This window comes from Corynebacterium sp. J010B-136 (assembly GCF_002967075.1).
Lineage (GTDB): Bacteria > Actinomycetota > Actinomycetes > Mycobacteriales > Mycobacteriaceae > Corynebacterium.
In genome coordinates this window covers 141,694-158,723 of the sequence record NZ_PUGE01000004.1, presented here as the reverse complement: position 1 = coordinate 158,723, position 17,030 = coordinate 141,694, and the positions used below count along the sequence as shown (strand labels likewise).

Annotated in this window: 14 protein-coding genes; 6 read left to right on the top strand and 8 right to left on the bottom strand. The window is 58.1% G+C overall.

The genetic code is table 11. From position 1 onward, the window contains the following. From C5Y44_RS08170 to C5Y44_RS08155, 4 genes are read right to left on the bottom strand one after another with little or no spacing between them, the layout of a single operon-like run. Nucleotides 1–1,200 carry a multidrug effflux MFS transporter gene (locus C5Y44_RS08170; protein WP_105324477.1) on the bottom strand — a complete coding sequence of 400 codons (1,200 nt, stop codon included), beginning with the start codon at nt 1,198–1,200 and terminating at the stop codon, nt 1–3. After that, complete coding sequence (locus C5Y44_RS08165; protein WP_105324476.1) at nt 1,201–1,965, bottom strand: ABC transporter permease; 765 nt, start codon at nt 1,963–1,965, stop codon at nt 1,201–1,203. Next, a complete protein-coding gene (locus C5Y44_RS08160) occupies nt 1,955–2,899 on the bottom strand; it encodes an ABC transporter ATP-binding protein (protein ID WP_066796516.1) in 945 nt (314 codons plus the stop codon). Before C5Y44_RS08160 ends, C5Y44_RS08165 begins: the two co-directional genes overlap by 11 nt. 57 nt (nt 2,900–2,956) lie before the next feature. After that, nucleotides 2,957–3,472: an NUDIX domain-containing protein gene (locus tag C5Y44_RS08155; RefSeq protein WP_105324475.1), complete on the bottom strand. Its 516-nt coding sequence runs from the start codon at nt 3,470–3,472 to the stop codon at nt 2,957–2,959. Nucleotides 3,473–3,590: 118 nt separating this feature from the next. Between C5Y44_RS08155 and C5Y44_RS08150 the strand changes: the two genes are divergently transcribed. The 3 genes from C5Y44_RS08150 to C5Y44_RS08140 are packed head-to-tail and all read left to right on the top strand — an operon-like array spanning nt 3,591 to nt 8,826. Continuing rightward, the gene (locus C5Y44_RS08150; protein ID WP_233189914.1) at nt 3,591–5,075 is read left to right on the top strand and encodes a hypothetical protein; all 1,485 of its coding nucleotides are present in this window, start codon (nt 3,591–3,593) and stop codon (nt 5,073–5,075) included. Beyond that, entirely contained in the window at nt 5,075–6,169 is a 1,095-nt protein-coding gene (locus tag C5Y44_RS08145) for a glutamate ABC transporter substrate-binding protein (RefSeq protein WP_105324474.1), read from the top strand. Before C5Y44_RS08150 ends, C5Y44_RS08145 begins: the two co-directional genes overlap by 1 nt. Continuing rightward, entirely contained in the window at nt 6,166–8,826 is a 2,661-nt protein-coding gene (locus tag C5Y44_RS08140; protein WP_105324473.1) for a serine/threonine protein kinase, read from the top strand. Before C5Y44_RS08145 ends, C5Y44_RS08140 begins: the two co-directional genes overlap by 4 nt. Before the next feature lie 44 nt (nt 8,827–8,870). Here the strand turns inward: C5Y44_RS08140 and C5Y44_RS08135 are convergent, their stop codons facing one another. Together C5Y44_RS08135 and pta are read right to left on the bottom strand one after the other, a co-directional pair. Continuing rightward, the gene (locus tag C5Y44_RS08135) at nt 8,871–10,070 is read right to left on the bottom strand and encodes an acetate kinase (protein ID WP_105324472.1); all 1,200 of its coding nucleotides are present in this window, start codon (nt 10,068–10,070) and stop codon (nt 8,871–8,873) included. Beyond that, nucleotides 10,067–11,440: a phosphate acetyltransferase gene (gene pta / locus C5Y44_RS08130; protein WP_105324471.1), complete on the bottom strand. Its 1,374-nt coding sequence runs from the start codon at nt 11,438–11,440 to the stop codon at nt 10,067–10,069. Before pta ends, C5Y44_RS08135 begins: the two co-directional genes overlap by 4 nt. Before the next feature lie 253 nt (nt 11,441–11,693). Between pta and C5Y44_RS08125 the strand changes: the two genes are divergently transcribed. The 3 genes from C5Y44_RS08125 to C5Y44_RS13595 all read left to right on the top strand — a co-directional run bounded on the left by C5Y44_RS08125 (nt 11,694) and on the right by C5Y44_RS13595 (nt 14,405). Beyond that, entirely contained in the window at nt 11,694–13,082 is a 1,389-nt protein-coding gene (locus tag C5Y44_RS08125) for an FAD-dependent oxidoreductase (RefSeq protein ID WP_105324470.1), read from the top strand. A 187-nt stretch (nt 13,083–13,269) separates the two neighbouring features. After that, the gene (locus C5Y44_RS13600; protein WP_369831080.1) at nt 13,270–13,929 is read left to right on the top strand and encodes a hypothetical protein; all 660 of its coding nucleotides are present in this window, start codon (nt 13,270–13,272) and stop codon (nt 13,927–13,929) included. A gap of 20 nt (nt 13,930–13,949) precedes the next feature. Then, nucleotides 13,950–14,405, top strand: coding sequence for an HNH endonuclease signature motif containing protein (locus C5Y44_RS13595; RefSeq protein ID WP_369831079.1), 456 nt, complete (start codon nt 13,950–13,952; stop codon nt 14,403–14,405). On the opposite strand, the gene purT is transcribed toward C5Y44_RS13595, so the two are convergent. Together purT and C5Y44_RS08110 are read right to left on the bottom strand one after the other, a co-directional pair. Continuing rightward, nucleotides 14,373–15,608, bottom strand: coding sequence for a formate-dependent phosphoribosylglycinamide formyltransferase (gene purT, locus C5Y44_RS08115; protein ID WP_233189922.1), 1,236 nt, complete (start codon nt 15,606–15,608; stop codon nt 14,373–14,375). The genes C5Y44_RS13595 and purT overlap by 33 nt on opposite strands. A gap of 65 nt (nt 15,609–15,673) precedes the next feature. After that, on the bottom strand, nt 15,674–16,966 hold the full coding sequence (locus tag C5Y44_RS08110) for an adenylosuccinate synthase (protein ID WP_105324469.1): 1,293 nt from the start codon (nt 16,964–16,966) through the stop codon (nt 15,674–15,676). Nucleotides 16,967–17,030 lie beyond the last annotated feature (64 nt).

Sequence of the window (17,030 nt, the reverse complement as noted above, 5' to 3'; positions counted from 1 at the left end):
CTAATCCGTGAAACCGCGAGTTGCCAGCACAGCGCCAGCCGCTGCAATCGCGATGCACGCTGACATACCCAGGGACATCACCACGGCGGTATTTCCGCCTAGGCCCATCAGCGGACCAACGACTGCAGCGAGCACTGATTGCCCAAAGCCCATAATCGCAGTGACCGAGCCGGCGCGCGTGCGCATGAGCCCAGTTGCCATCGCCGTGGAATTGCCCATGATGACGCCGTTGGGCGAAATGCACAGCAGCAGCGCAAGAATAATCCAGACCAGTCCGGCGCCGGATAGGACCGCAATCAGCAGCAGCACATTGCCCAAGAGCGCCAGGCACAGCCCGCCCAGCATGACTTTCTTGGTGCCTAGCTTGTCGATGCACCGTGAGTTCACAAAACTTCCCACGCACATGCCCAAGGCATTGAGCGCAAAGACTGCGGCATAGCCGCGCGGGCTGAGCCCAAATTCCTGCTGGAAGACAAACGACGATGCTGCGATGTAGCAAAACATGGAAGCGAAGGCGAAGGCCATCGCGGTAAGAAATCCCCAAAAGCGCGGGCTTTTGAGCACGGTGGCGTAGTTCGATAACACGCGCACCAAGAAAGCCTGATTTACAGGGCCATGCCCGTCGGGGTTTTGGCCGCTGGGGCTTTGCCCACCGGTTTCGGGAACGATTTTTAGGACCACTAGTAGCTGCACGCCGTGTAGGCCAGTCAGCACCCAGTAGATGCCGCGCCAGCCAATCGGCTCTGCCAGCAGGCCGCCGACGATTGGTGCGACGGCGGGGGCAATTGCCAAGATAGCCATCAGCATCGAGTAGGTCTTGGCGGCTTCGCGCCCAGATAGCAGGTCGGGCACCATGGCGCGCGCAAGCACCACGCATGCCCCGCCGCCTAAGCCTTGTAAAAAGCGTGCGGCGACAAAGATGGCGATACTCGGCGAGAGTGCTGCGATAGCGGAGGCTAAAAGCGCCACAATCGCGCCGGCAATGAGCAGCCGGCGCCTGCCGATGACATCTGAAATCGGGCCCACCAGCAGTTGCCCCAGCGCCATGCCGACAAAGAACCCTGAGAGGGTCAGCTGCACTACCGAGTCAGGGGCACCGAACTCTGCACCCACCGCTGGCAGGGTGGGAAGATACATATCGGTCGCAAAAGGCGCTGTTGCGGACAACAGCGCCAATGCCAAAAGTAAAGAAACGGCCATCTATGCGTCTCGTTTGACCAACAAAACTAGCCCGATAATCCAGGCTACTAACGCCCAGACCGCAAAGACCAGTCCGGATCCGGTCACGGAATCCCACGGTGCACCCGCAACATCACCATCCATGATCCACGTGTTGAGCGCGGAAAATGGCATGTAGTGCACGATGTCCTCGCCGATTTTCGGAATCATGGTCACCATGCCGTCGATACCTAAGTACAAAATCAGCGACAGCGCCACCGCACCGGTGGTCTGGCGCATAATCAGGCCTAAGCCCTGGCTAAAGATAACGAGCATGAGCATGCCCAGCGGGAAGACCCACAGCGCGCGTTTGGTGAAATCGTCAAAGATCTCAAATTGCTCGCCCATCTCACCAGCCAGCAACAGCTTCGCCAGCACCAGGACTGCCAAAATAGCGACAACCACGAGGATTGCGGCGATAGCCGCGTACATCACGGCTTTCACAATCGCGACCATCGCGCGGTTTTGATTCGCCATATACGTGTTGGTTTGGACCCCGAAGCGGTATTCGGTGGTCACGACCATGACGGCTTGGATGAGCAGCACTGGCATAGCCAAGCTGTAGACACCCGTGACTAAAGCATTAGGTGGCACAGGAATCTGCTCTTCCACCGGCTGGGAGTTGCCCGGAAGAACCATCAACAAAGTCCAGCCGATGGCGAGGAAGAAGAATACTCCGGTTGTCCACCACACCGAGCGGGTAGTAAATAACTTGGTCAGCTCTGAGCGAAAAGTATTAAGAAGCATCGGAGTCCTCTCCCGGTAGAGCCTCAGCATGGTACTGCACGGAATCGCTAGTGAGATCCATAAAAGCGTCTTCCAGCGAAGCGCGCTTGAGCGTTAGCTCAGTCAGCGGCACGCCCACCGAATAAGCGAGGTTGCCCACGTAATCAGTGGTTTGATCGCGAATGAGCAGCTGCTCGCGGCCTTCTTCATCGTGGGTGGAAGTAAATTCCACGTTCTCATTTTCCAAAGCTTGGGAAAATTCCGGCACGAAATCGGTTCGCACCAAGACATTGGACGCCGAGTGCTCTTTCACGAACTCATAAGTTGGCTGGTCCGCAATCAATTTTCCGCGTCCGATGACAACCAGGTGGTCTGCGGTCAAGGCCATCTCTGAGAGCAAGTGGGAGGAAATCAAAACCGAGCGGCCTTCTGCCGCCAGCGCGCGCACCAAAGAGCGCACCCAGCGGATACCTTCGGGGTCAAGGCCGTTGACTGGCTCATCCAGAATCAAAATCTCTGGGTCGCCCAGCAAAGCGCTGGCAAGGCCCAAACGTTGGCCCATGCCGAGCGAAAAGCCGCCGGCTTTCTTCTTGGCCACATCACTTAGGCCCACAAGTTCTAAGACTTCCTTCACCCGTGAGGTGGCAATGCCATTGGATTGCGCCATCCACTTTAAGTGCGCCGCCGCCGAGCGGTTCGGGTGTACTGCCTTGGCGTCGAGCAAACAGCCGATGGTGCGCAGTGGGTTCTTCAGCTTCGAATAAGGCGTGCCGTGAATGAGCGCGCTACCTGCGGTTGGCTCATCAAGTCCGACAATCATGCGCATGGTAGTGGACTTGCCCGCGCCGTTAGGACCTAAAAACCCAGTTACTTTCCCAGGCTTGACTTCAAAAGAGAGGTCATCAACCGCACGGACTGACCGATATTGTTTCGTCAATCCTTGAACTTCAATCATGCACACAACGTTGCCATAAAATCCTCTCGTGTGGCCGCTGACCCCACCGATTACCCCTTAAATCAAGGGTTCAATCAGCTGCCTAATCCTTGGCAGTGCCTGCCGAAACGGCGCAATGAGCTGCAACTCTTCCAGCTGGTCTACTGGCACCCAGCGCAGCTCCTTAGATTCTTCATTTGCCGTGGTAGCAAGCGTATTCCCATCACTGGTTTGAGCAATAACAGTGGTATAAGTCCACCCGCCGGGTAAGTCCGCTACCGCCTCAAAAGGACCGGCGGTTACTTCCGCCCCCACCACCGAGACGTGATTTGGATCTATTGCGCATTCTTCTACGGTTTCACGCACAGCTGCCTCTTCGGCACTTTCGTGAAGGTCGCGCGCGCCTCCTGGAATGCCCCATGTATCACCGAAATTGGTCCACGCAGCGCGATGCTGCATCAACACCACTGGCCCGGAACTATTTCGCGCGAGAAGAAATAACCCGGCAGCACCATAGCGTCCCCACATGCGAACCCCACCGGGCCCTGCTGCCCAACCGTCACCATTTGCGTGTAGTGCTTCCCGTCCAGCCATAGTTATTTATCCTACTCGAGCATCTGCGCGCGCGAAGCGAATCACATCAGCCCCAATTTTCACAACATTTCGTGTCAGTGGGTAGAAGATCACACTTTGATTGCGTTAGTCTTAAACAATGACCGGGCATCGGGATGCGCAGCGAGATGTGCAGCTTAAAGACGAGGATTTCCCCTCTCCTGAATCAACCGATCCCGGCTCCCATGACCACTGGCTAGATGAGGTCACAGAACCCTCAAATCCGGTGTTCAATCCCGCCACCCAATTCGCGCTCTCCACCTTCTCAGGGCCCGTGCGCCTTTTGCGGCGCATTTGGAATTTCATGACGACCACCCCCGGTCGCATGTTCGCCATCACCGTCGCCCTTTCTGTTGCTTTGGCCGCTGCCGGTGTATCCATGTCGAATTCTTCCGCTGAGCGCCAAGACGATCTCGACCGGCTGCTCACCATTACTGAGCCCACCGCCAATGCCGCGCATAATCTCTATACTTCGCTGTCACTGGCGGACACTGTGGCATCGACAGGCTTTGTGCAAGGCGGGGTGGAATCATCGCAAAGCAGGCAAAAGTACAACGAGGCCATCGACCGTGCTGCTGTAGCTGCCACCCAAGCCGTTCAAGGCGCTGGCACCGCCGACCATGAAATCCGGCAACTTGTGCAATTTATCCAGCGCGAATTACCGGTATATACCGGCATGGTCGAAAATGCACGCGCCAACCACCGCATGTCCAATGCCGTTTCCGCGGCGTACATGTCTAATGCTTCGGCCATCATGCGTGAAGAAATCCTGCCTGCTGCCTCCCGGCTGTACTCGATAACCTCCTCGCGCGTAGCCGATGAACAACGCAGCTTGACCTCCCCACAATGGGTGCCACTGTCCGGCCTTTTCGCCGCCGTATTCTTCCTGCTGCTGGCGCAATGGTGGCTGTGGCGCGTTACCCGCCGCCGCCTCAACCGCGGGTTTGTCACCGCCACCTCGCTAATGACCCTGGCTATTTTCTGGGTCTCAATTGCCAATATCGCCACCTGGTCCGCGGGCTCCCAGGCCTTTGAAGAAGCCTCCAGCCCGTGGAGCTCATTGACCACCTCGCGCATTGCCGCCCAGCAAGCCCGCACGACCGAAACCTTGGCCTTGGTGCGCCGCGATTCCGAAGACGACTCCGTATCCTTCGTGCAAGTCGAATCCTCTATCCGCGAGGCCCTCGACGAATTTGAAGCCACCACCCCGGCTTCCACCGAACCTGATGACCTGACCAGCACCCAGCTGGCCATTAACACCGCGCGCGAAGCGCTTGATGCCTGGAGCGTATCCCATGAGGAATTTGTCTCCGCCCTGCGCTCTGGCCGCTATGACGATGCCCTGCACCTTGCCACCGCAGCCAACCCCGACCCCGGCGAAGACGCCACCGCTGCCTCCGCCTTTAACTCGCTGGATAACGCTTTGACCAAGCTGATTGCCGATTCGCGCGAAACCATGCGCGCTTATATCTCCGAAGGTCTTGCCGCGATGACCTTTGTGGCCTCTGCCGTCATGATGCTCACGGTCCTTGCGCTCTTTGCCGTGTGGCTGGGTATTCGCCCTCGATTGCAGGAGTACCTCTAATGACTAAGACTCGTGCACTTTCGGCGTTGCTGCTCGCAGCTTGCTTGACGATGACCGCATGCGGCACCCGCAACGACGGTAAGATCCCGCCGGATCCGGCGCTGCAGCAAAATGAAGAGACCAATGAACTGCCGCGCGCAATGAATTCCGACCCGTTGACCGCGCCCATTGCTGGTTCCCCGCTGCCGGTGGGCTCACGCTGGATGCCGGCGAGTGAATACACGCCGAAAGAGTCCAACTTCGATGCGGAACTGCGCGGTACATACCGCCCGGATGACAAAGACCCGGAAGAGCGCGTGCCCAATATCATTGAGCGCGGCCGGTTGATTGTGGGCGTGGATCAGTCGCATAATCTGCTGTCCTATCGTGATGCCGCCACCGGTGAGCTGCGCGGTTTCGAAGTCGAGATCGCGCACGAAATCGCTGAAGACATCTTTGGCGACCGCGACCGAGTGGATTTTCGTTTCCTGCAGTCCGCGGACCGTACGCGCGCGTTGGCTAATGGCACCGTGGATATAGTTATTCGCACGATGACTATTACGCCCGACCGTGAGAAGGAAATCGCGTTTTCACAGCCGTACATGATCACCGATACGCGCATGTTGGTGCCTACAAGCTCCGGGATTACTTCCGTGGAGCAAACCTCTGGGCGTACATTGTGCGCGGTGGAAGGTTCAACGGCGCTGGATAAAATCCCCGATTTCGCACCTCATTCCAATTTGCTCATCACCAAATCTTGGGGCGATTGTTTAATGTCGCTGCAGTTGGGGCAGACCAATGCGGTAGTTGTTGATGACACTTTGCTTTCCGGGATGATGGCGCAGGACCCGTACTCCTCCATCGTGGGTGAGTCTTTGGCGACGGAGACTTACGGTATTGGCGTGCGCAAACCGGACCAGCACTTTGATTCCCGCGGGCTTATCCGCCAGGTCAATTCCACGCTCGACCGCATCCAAGAAGATGGCACGTGGCGCTCGCTTTTCGATGAATGGTTCGGCCCTTACTTACCCGTTCCCACTTTGCCGGAGCCGAAGTATATAGAAGAAGGCCGCCGCGGCGACAACGGCGACAACGATGATGAGGAGCAGTCATGACGCATAATTTCTCTGACGATGAGCTCAACTACCTCACCCCGGAAGACGATAAGGGCAAAGATGAAGACGGGGAGAAAACCGAGCCCGGTACCGAGGCGGTTGCCTTCGATCCTTTCGCCGATGACGACGATGAATTCACCGACGCTAGCCACAATGCTGCCGATGCTGAGGTAGCCGCGCTGCTGCGGCAAGTCGGTGCTGGTCATGGCACTGCCAGTGACGACGCTGTGGGTGACAACACCGCGGGCGGCGATGGCGATACGGGCGCTGCGACCGAGGCAGTTGCCTTCGATCCTTTTGCCGACGATGATGATGAATTCGGCGATGCTGACGGCGATAACCAGCGCACTGACGCTGTTGCTTTTGACCCCTTTGCCGACGAGGATGATGACGACGATTCCGAGGCGTCTTTTACCGACCCTGATAATATTGCTGCGCTGATTAAAGACTTGGGCCAGCTGCGCGATCGGAATGAAAAGCAGAGCGGCGATCTACTAGATACTTCGCAGCGTTCACGCCAGCAGGCGCTGGATACTTTCCGCGAGCTGCGCTTGGCAGCGCGCACCAACCGCGAAGTTGCCGATGGCATGGTCACCTTGCCGTTTGTGGTTCCCACCGCACCCGAAGATGCGCTCATGGACCCGACGGAGGCTATTAAGGAAAAGAAGCTTTCTCCGCCGCAGCTCAAGCCCGGCGATATCGTCGCCAGCCAGTATGAAATCCTCGGCGTGATTGCGCACGGCGGCATGGGATGGATTTACCTGGCCAACGACCACTTTGTCTCCGGGCGTGTGGTGGTACTCAAAGGCATGCAGGCGCATAAATCCGCTGATGAAACTGCCGCCGCGCAAGCCGAGCGGGAATTTCTGGCCGATATTACTCACCCGGGCATCGTAAAGATCTTCAACTTCATCGATGATGAGCGCGTGCCGGGCGGGTTCATCGTCATGGAGTACGTCGGCGGTCCATCGCTGCGCAAACGGCGTAATGAACTGCCTAATAAGCGTTTGCCGTTTAGCATCGCGATTGCCTATATCTTGGAGCTTCTGCCGGCGCTGGATTACCTGCACTCGCGCGGAGTGGTCTACAACGATCTTAAGCCGGACAACATCATTGTCACCGAAGACCAGGTCAAACTCATTGACTTGGGCGCGGTCTCAGGCATCGGGGCTTTCGGCTATATCTACGGCACCAAGGGTTTCCAGGCCCCAGAGGTCCCCACCGAAGGACCATCGGTAGCCAGCGATATCTACACCATCGGGCGTACTTTGGCTGCGCTGACCTTGAAATTGCCGAGCGAAGACGGCGTCTTTTTGCCCGGTATTCCCAACCCGACGGAGCAGCCGCGCCTGCGCCGGCACGTGTCCTTCTACCGCTTGTTAACGCGCGCGACCAACCCGGATCCGAAAAAGCGCTTCAAAGATATCAGCGAACTGCGTACCCAGCTCTACGGTGTGCTGCGCGAGATCATCGCCATTCGCGATGGCATCCAGCACCCGGCGCAGCACTCGCTATTTTCCCCGGCGCGTTCCACGTTCGGTACCAAGCACATGGTGTTTCGCACCGACCAGCTTATCGATGGCATCGAGCGCACCGTGCGTATTACCGCCCCCGAGGTCGTATCGGCGCTGCCCACGCCACTGCTGGACCATGACGATGTCGGCGCAGCACTGCTGCAGGGCTATTCCTATACTGAGCCCCAGGAAGCGCTAGAAACGCTGCGCCAGGCGATGCAAGCTGTGGAATATGAAAAGTCCGCTGAGATTCCTTTCGGCGTGGTGCGCTCTATGCTGGATCTTGGCTATACCGGCCAGGCCAAGCAATGGCTGGATAAGCTCGAGCAAAGGCTCGGCCAGGACTGGCGCTACCAGTGGTATTCGGGTGTGACCCAGCTGCTTTTGGAAGATTATGAAGCAGCGCAGCTGCACTTTTCCAATATTTTGGAGATTTTGCCCGGCGAATCTGCGCCAAAGCTTGCGCTCGCGGCAGTCAATGAGCTGCTGCTGCAGTCTTTGGGCTATTCCGAACAGCAGCTTTTGGAACCGCCAGTGGCGCGCGCGTGTGCGAATATTACCTCGAACCTCTTCGAGCTCGACGAGTCTTATTTTGAAGACCCCACCATCTGGGAACACGTCACCACCGACCCCAAGCGCATTCGCTTTAACTCGCTGCGCCTTTATGGCACGGTGTGGTCCACCAACCCTACGACCGTTTCTTCAGCTTTCGGCCTAGCCCGCTTGCTGCGTGCGGAAAACCAAGTGGAAACGGCGGTTGCGACCTTGGACCGAGTTCCGAATGCTTCACGGCATCATCGCATGGCGCAGTTGACCACGATTGTGCAGCTCATCTCTTATGACGTCAACGAATCGCGGGTACGCCGCGCTGCGCGCCGACTGGAAGAAATCCCAACGAATGAGCCGCGCTTTTTGCAGATCAAAATCGCCGTCATTTCTGCTGGTTTAAGCTTCTTGCGCGACGCCAATCTCAAGGCAGCTGCCTCCCCAAATGACCTTTTTGAGTATCCGTTCACCCAGCGAGGCCTGCGCTACGGCTTGGCCGATACGCTGCGTGCGCTCGCGCGCCAAGCGCCGTTTAGCCGTCACCGCTACGCGCTAGTGGACTTGGCAAACCAAGTCCGTCCCGTCACGATGTTCTAGGGCGCTTGGGCTTTCGCCCGCGCACCGTTGATGCTTTCAGGCGCTTACCCCTGGGTAAGTGCCGCGGCTTTTTGCGCGATAGCGAGTTCCTCGTTCGTGGGCACGACCAGGACTTTCACCGTGGAATCATCGGTGGAAATCACGCGCGGTTCATCGGAGCGCACGGCGTTGCGCTCGGGATCAATCTTGATGCCGTAGACCTCTAAGTCCGCAAGCGCATCCGCGCGCACTTCGACGTCATTTTCGCCCACACCAGCGGTGAAAGTAATCGCGTCGACGCGGCCCAAAATGATCATGTAGGAGCCGATGAATCGGCGCAGCTGGTGGATATAGATGTTATAGGCCAGCCAGGCATCGGAATTGCCGTCATCGATCATCTCGCGCAGCGCGCGGAAGTCGTTGACACCGGCCAGGCCTTTGACACCGGACTTTTTATTCAGCAAGACATCAATCTCGTCGATGCTCATCTGCGCCTCACGCGCCAGATGGAAGATGATGCCGGGGTCAATATCGCCGGTGCGCGTACCCATAACCAAACCTGCGAGCGGAGTTAGCCCCATCGAGGTATCCATCGCGCGACCATTGTGCACCGCAGCTGCCGATGCACCATTGCCCAAGTGCAGCGTAATCTGCCGCGTGTGCTCCGGATCCCGGCCGAGTACTTTCGGGACCTGCTGGGAAATAAACTCATGCGAGGTCCCATGAAAGCCGTAACGGCGAATATCGTACTGCGATGCGACCTCATTATTGATCGCATATAGCGCCGCTGCCGGCGGCATGTGATTGAAAAAGGCCGTATCAAAGACCGCCACGTGCGGCAGGTCCGGCAGGATTTCCCGGGCGACGCGGATGCCATCTAAGTTCGCTGGGTTATGCAGCGGCGCCAAAGGAATCAAGTCTTCGATCATGGACTCAATTTGGGCATCGATAAGCACTGGCTCTGAAAAGAGCTTGCCACCGTGCACCACGCGGTGCCCGACCGCGAAGAAATCCAACTGCGAAGGGCCGACCCCGCGGGCATCGAGAAGCTCAAATGCGCGCTTTAAGCCCTGGGTGTGGTCGACAACCTCGAGCTCCTCGCGCGATTTCTCGCCTTCGACGGTGATATTGATAGCGCCCTGTGGCTCACCAATCTGCTCAACCAGACCAGAGGCCAAAGGCTCATCAGTTGCCGAAGACTCCGGATCCACGATCTGAAATTTGATCGACGAAGACCCTGAGTTAATAACCAAGCAGTACATTATTTCCCTCCCGCTTGGATCGCCGTGATCGCAACCGTGTTGATGATATCCGGCACCGTCGCACCACGTGAGAGGTCATTGATCGGCTTTTTCAAGCCCTGCAAAATTGGCCCCACCGCCAAGGCATCACCCGTGCGCTGCGCGGTTTTATAGCCGATATTTCCGGCTTCCAGGTCCGGGAAGATAAAGACATTCGCGTGCCCTGCGACTTCGGAGTCCGGCATCTTCTTCGCCGCAACGCCAGGGTCACAAGCAGCATCAAATTGCAGCGGACCGTCAATTTTGACCTGTGGGTCAATCGCCTTGGCACTAGCAACCGCTGCCGCCGCGCGCTCAACGTCTGGCCCAGCGCCGGAGGTGCCGGTGGAATAAGACAACATCGCCACGCGCGGGTCGATACCAAATTGCTTCGCCGTGCGCGCTGAGACCACCGCGATCTCCCCCAGCTGCTCTGCCGTCGGATTGGGATTAACCGCACAATCACCAAATGCCCACAGGCGCCCGCGCATGACCATCAAAAAGATCGACGAAACCACAGATGCTTCCGGCACCGTCTTAATGATTTGGAACGACGGCTTAATCGTGTGCGCGGTCGTGTGCGCGGCACCCGAGACCATGCCATCGGCTGCGCCACAGTGCACCATCATGGTGGCGAAGTACGAGATATCTTTCATGGTCTCACGCGCCTGCGCGATGGTCACGCCCTTGGATTTACGCAGCTGCTCAAATTTCTGCGCGTATTCCTCCAGCAACGGTGAGCGCACATGATCCAGCAAGGTCGCATCATGTAAATCCACGCCCAGCTGCGCTGCCCGCGATTCCAAAGCTTCCGGCTCACCCAAGATGGTTAGCTTCACCACGCCCTTTTCCAACAAAGCACCAGCGGCTAACAAGATGCGGTCATCGTCGCCTTCCGGCAGCACCACGTGCGCGCCAACCTTCTTCGCTTGCTCCAAAAGGTTGTGCTCAAAGACCGGCGCCGACATAACCGGCTTCACGTTCAAATTCACCGCACGGCGCAACGCGCGTTCATCGCTAAGCTGCTCTGGGCTAAACACACCCGCCACCGTGGCGTGCATATCCTTAGCGTGGCGCTCAGCCAACATCGCCGCGCGCGAATCCCCGCGAGCAATAATGACCAACGGGATTCCCAACGCCGCTGCCACCACAGCATCAAAGTGACTATCGCCGGAGCCTTCGACGAACGCGGGGCCATCGGCAAGCGGCTGCGCAGCAACAATCTCTGCCACCTTCGGCGGCTGCTGCGAAAGACGCACGACGGCGACCCCCGATTTTGCAGCCAAGCCGGCCACATCAATCTCGTCGAAACTCAAACCAAGCGCGCTCAGAAGCGCCGAACGGGTTTCAGGCATAATTGAAAGTAGACCTTTCGTTTTAAAGGCATGGATACTGCCCTCAATTCTATCCGAGCAGCGCACAATCCACGCGGAATACGAAAAGTAGCAATATTTTTATGCACCCGCCGCGCACCGCCAATACACTGGCCAAACGCTGTTAGGAGGGGCTTAAAACCCAAGGTGAGAGGTGATTGTTACCACAGACATCGCCTATTCTACAACGTAGACTTTAAGCACTATTCGAATTATCAAGGAGACGAATCTTCCGATGAGCACCACCGCGGACGTCCACGCGTCCAACCAGCCTGCCCGGATTGCTGTTATTGGCTCTGGCCCTGCCGGCATTTACGCTTCTGACCTTCTGGTGAAATCTGAACTGGACGTCCAGATTGACCTGTTTGAGAAGATGCCAGCCCCATTCGGCCTCATCCGCTACGGCGTTGCCCCTGACCACCCACGCATCAAGGGCATCGTGCAGTCTTTGCACAACGTGATGGAAAAGAATGAGATTCGCTTCCTCGGCAACATTGAGGTCGGCCGCGACATCACCGTCGATGAAATGCACGAATACTACGACGCCATCATCTTCGCTACCGGCGCGACCCAGGACAAGGCCATGGGTCTGCCTGGTGAAGAACTCGACGGCAGCTTCGGCTCCGCTGAGTTCGTGGGCTTTTACGACGGCAACCCTAACTTCAAGCGCGAATGGGACTTGAGCGCTGAGTCCGTCGCTGTTATCGGCGTGGGTAACGTGTCTTTGGACGTTTCCCGCATCTTGGCTAAGACCGCCGATGAGCTGCTGGTTACCGAAATCCCAGACAACGTCTACCAGTCGCTCAAGGAGAACAAGGCCAAGGAAGTCCACGTGTTCGGCCGCCGCGGCCCAGCGCAGGCAAAGTACACCCCGAAGGAACTCAAGGAGCTCGACGAGTCCCCAACCATCGAGGTCATCGTCGCACCAGAGGACATCGACTACGACGCCGCATCGGAAGCTGCGCGCCGCGAGTCCAAGTCCGTTGACCTGGTCTGCCAGACGCTGGAAAGCTACGCCATGCGCGAGCCAGGCGATGCCCCGCACAAGATCTACATCCACTTCTTCGAATCTCCAACCGAGATTGTCGGCGAAGACGGCAAGGTCGTGGGCATTCGCACCGAGCGCACCCAGCTCGACGGCAACGGCAACGTCACCGGCACCGGCGAGTTCACCGACTGGCCAGTACAGGCTGTCTACCGTGCGATTGGTTACCACCCACAGCACGTCGACGGTGTGCCTTTCGATGAGAAGAAGTCCGTCATCCCGAACGACGGCGGCCACGTCATCGACTCTTCCACCGGTGAATCCATCCCTGGCCTCTACGCCACCGGCTGGATTAAACGCGGTCCTATCGGCTTGATTGGTAACACCAAGTCCGATGCCAAGGACACCACCACCATGCTCATTGAGGACTACGTGTCCGGCAAGCTCACCGCAGCTGACAAGCGCGACCCTGAAGCGATTGTTAACCTGTTGGAGTCCCGCGATGTAGCGATCACCACCTGGGAAGGCTGGGGTCGCTTGGACGCAGCCGAGCGCGCCGCTGGTGAAGAATTCGAGCGCGAGCGCGTAAAGATTGTGGAGTGGGAGGACATGATCCGCCACGCAGGCCCACAGGCTTAAAACGCAACAGAGAATCAGCGCGGGAGACCTTCAGCGCGGGAGACGTTTTAGTCTCCCGCGCTTTTCCTATGCCCCAACGCCTGCCTGTGGATAACTCCGGGGGTTGGGTGACGTGTCAACGCAGTTATCCACAGGCTCGGGCGGCTTGGGCTAGACAGGCTTTGGAAGCTGGGCTTAGCTCGAATACATGGACATCTTCCAGTCGCTTGCTCAGATTGCCGCACATGGCGTTGCGGTCATGCGCGCGTGCCAATTCCGCAGCGCGTATGACGTCATAGAGCTGGGTTATTCGCCGTCCCAAGCCAAGGCATGGAAGCGCACGGCGGAGTCTTTTCTGGGTCCGGCAGATTCGCCGAAGGTACAGCGCGAGACAGTCGCTGCGGCGGAGCAGGCCGGGTTAAGCATTGATCGCTTGACGATGATCAACCGCCACGCCCTGCGTCTCAAATCCCGCGGGCAAGCGTGGGCTTTGCGCGCGGAGCTCGTGGCAATGACTGGTTCTTATGAGGAAGTCAACGCGCATGCTGCGGCGCGCGTGGAAGAGATTTTAGGCCCGCGGCCGCCCGAGGCTGGGGTACGCTTTGGACGCCCGAAACACGGCATGCGCACGATGTCGGTTACTGATTCGCAGCGTCGCATCGCGGACTTGGAAAAGACCCTCGACGCCGTAATCAAGCACCGCACTGATGCTGGCAGCACCGCAGCTACCCGAGTAGCTGTGCCGCAGAAGCGCTCGAAGCAGCTGTTGGCTGCGCTGTGGCAGCATTTAGACAGCGGCGCAGCGCTGGTGGAGCCGGTGTATCGCACAGTAATTGCCGTGGGGCTGGATGACTGCGTAAAATCTTAGGAGGTCGCGGCGATGACGTAGTGCTGGGGCTTTCCGATGGCACCACCATGACCGGCGCGGAGTTTCTCTCAGCTCTGCTCGCTGGGCAATTAGGTAGCGATATTTTCGCCGGGCTCTTTCACCCCACGCGCGGACCGGTGAATTTATACCAGGCGCGCTTCGCTTCGGTGAAACAGCGCATCTTGGCGACTGCAGAAAACCTCGTGTGCCCGTGGCCCGGGTGTGCAGTACCTGCTGACCGTTGCCCAGTGCACCACCTAGATCCTCACAACCTGGGTGGGCAGACTACGCCGGAGAATCTTGCGATGTTGTGCAAGTACCACAACGGCGCTAACGACGATGACCCGAATGCGCCACCCCGGCGTGGGCGCATGCACCGCCGGGGGCGTGTGCGTTATCGCAGCCCAAGCGGGCGCGAGTATTCAAACACGCACCTTAATAGCTCACTCGGAGCTTTCGACCTCATCGGAGGATAACTCCTTTTCAGAGGTCGCCCCGTTCTCTTCGGTTAGTTCCGGTTTAGGAACTAACCCCGGGGCGGCGCTAATGGTGATCTTCGATGCCGCGATCGCAGCGCGGTCGCGGGCTTCGGAGACATCGTCGGCGGTGGCCATGATAAGCCCCATGCGCCGACCGGGGTATGCCGAAGGCTTACCGAATAGGCGGACATCGGTTTCTGCAACCTGCAGGGCTTCTTCAACGCCCGAGTAGGTGACTTCGTCGATCTCTTCGGTTGCGTGCAGCAAAGAACTAGCGCCCGGTGAGACCAGCGTGATGTCAATCGGCAGGCCCAAAATGGCGCGCGCATGCAATTCATACTGCGAAAAGCGTTGGGTGGCTTCGGTCAGCATCGCTTTATCAGAAGGACGTGGGGTCACCGAGGAGAAGTAGATATCGTCGCCTGCGACAAACAGCTCCACCGCGAAGATGCCGCGGCCGCCGAGCTCGTTAGAAATACGCGCTGCTACCGAGCGCGCATTTTCAAAGGCACGCTGGCTCATCGTCTTCGGCTGCCAGCAATCCACGAGGTTGCCACGCGCATGTTCATAGCCAATCGGCTCTGAGAACCACGTTGCGAGCTTGCCCGTTTCTGGGTCAATCGAGCGCACCGCCATGATGATGACTTCATAGTCAAAATCCACAAAGCGCTCGGCGACAACCCAGGAGTTCTTTTTGCCGCGACGCACATTATCCCACGCGTCTTTGAGTTGGTCTTCGTCTTTGACCAGCACATGCCCGCGCCCAGAGGTTGCAACATCTGGCTTAATAATGCACGGCAAACCGAGCTCGTTCACCGCTTCTTTCAAAGCGTCGAAGGTTTCTACGACCTTGTACGCGGTCGTTGGCAAGCCGAGGCTTTCTGCGACTTCGCGGAGCTTCTTGCGGTCACTTGTAAGCTCACACGCCCGGGCGGTGGGCACAACGGTGACAGCGGAGTCATCGTGAAGCGCATGCAAAGCCTCATCTGCTACGCCCTCGATTTCTGGCACGACATAAGCCGGCTTGATGTGCTCGACTAAATCGAGCACGGCCTTTTCATCATCGATATCCGCGGTGTAGCTAAAGTGTGCAACCTGCTGCGCTGGAGACCCCTCATAGCGGTCAACCACGTGGACTTCCAAGCCCAAATTTTGAAACGCGCCCACCAAACCTTTGGCCAGCTCACCACCGCCGAGCATGAGAACCCGAACAGCATTCGAGGTCAGGGGGCTACCGATATAGGACTCCAAGGCTGCTCCTTTTACTATTTCTCGTCGAGCACGTCGTGGCGCACGATGGTCTGATCGCGGCCAGGGCCAACGCCGATGTAGGACATGCGGGTGCCGGACAGCTCCTCGAGGCGCAGCACGTAATCCTGTGCCTTTTGTGGCAGCTCCTCAAAGGTGGTGCAGCCGGTAATGTCTTCGTCCCACGCTGGCATGGTTTCATAAATCGGCTGCGCGTGGTGGAACTGCGACTGAGTTAGTGGCATTTCGTCGAAGCGCTCGCCATCGACGTCGTAGGCCACGCAGATGGGGATTTCGCCAATGCCGGTGAGTACGTCGAGCTTGGTGAGGAAGTAATCAGTAAAACCGTTGACGCGCGATGCGTAGCGCGCAATCACGGAGTCGTACCAGCCACAACGACGGGTGCGGCCGGTGTTGACGCCGACCTCGCCGCCGGTGGTTTGGAGGTATTCGCCCCACTTATCGAAGAGCTCGGTTGGGAATGGTCCGGCGCCCACGCGGGTGGTGTACGCCTTGATGATGCCCAGGGAGTGGGTGATGCGGGTTGGACCGATGCCAGAGCCTACCGATGCGCCGCCGGCGGTCGGGTTGGACGAGGTCACGAATGGGTAGGTACCGTGGTCGACGTCGAGCATGGTGGCCTGGCCGCCTTCCATGAGCACGTGCTTGCCGGCATCGAGCGCGGTGTTGAGCTCGTACTCGGAGTCCACGACCATAGGTTCGAGGCGATCACGGTAGGACAGGAAGTATTCAACGATGGTCTCCGGGTCAATCGCCTTGCGGTTGTACATCTTGACCAGCATCTGGTTTTTGATATCCAGTGCGGACTCGATCTTCTGGCGCAGGATGGATTCGTCGAAGATGTCCTGCACGCGAATGCCGACGCGCGCGACCTTGTCGGCATATGCTGGGCCGATACCGCGGCCGGTGGTGCCAATCGCGCGCTTGCCCAAGAAGCGTTCCTGCACGCGGTCTAAGGTCTGGTGGTATGGCGCAACTAGGTGCGCGTTGGCGGAAATGCGCAAGCGGGAGGCATCAGCGCCGCGGGCTTCGAGGCCTTCAATTTCCTCAAAGAGTGCTTCGAGGTTGATAACTACGCCATTGCCCAGCACTGGCACGGCGTTTTCGGAGAGGATGCCGGCGGGCAGCAGCTTGAGTTCGTACTTTTCGCCACCGACTACAACGGTGTGGCCAGCATTGTTACCACCGTTGGGCTTGACGACGTAGTCCACGCGTCCACCCAGGATGTCTGTAGCTTTGCCCTTGCCTTCGTCGCCCCATTGGGCGCCGACGATAACGATAGCTGCCATGGTTATTCACTTCCTAGATTTAAGGCTAAATACGCGTTAACTCTACCTTTATCGCCAGTGATAA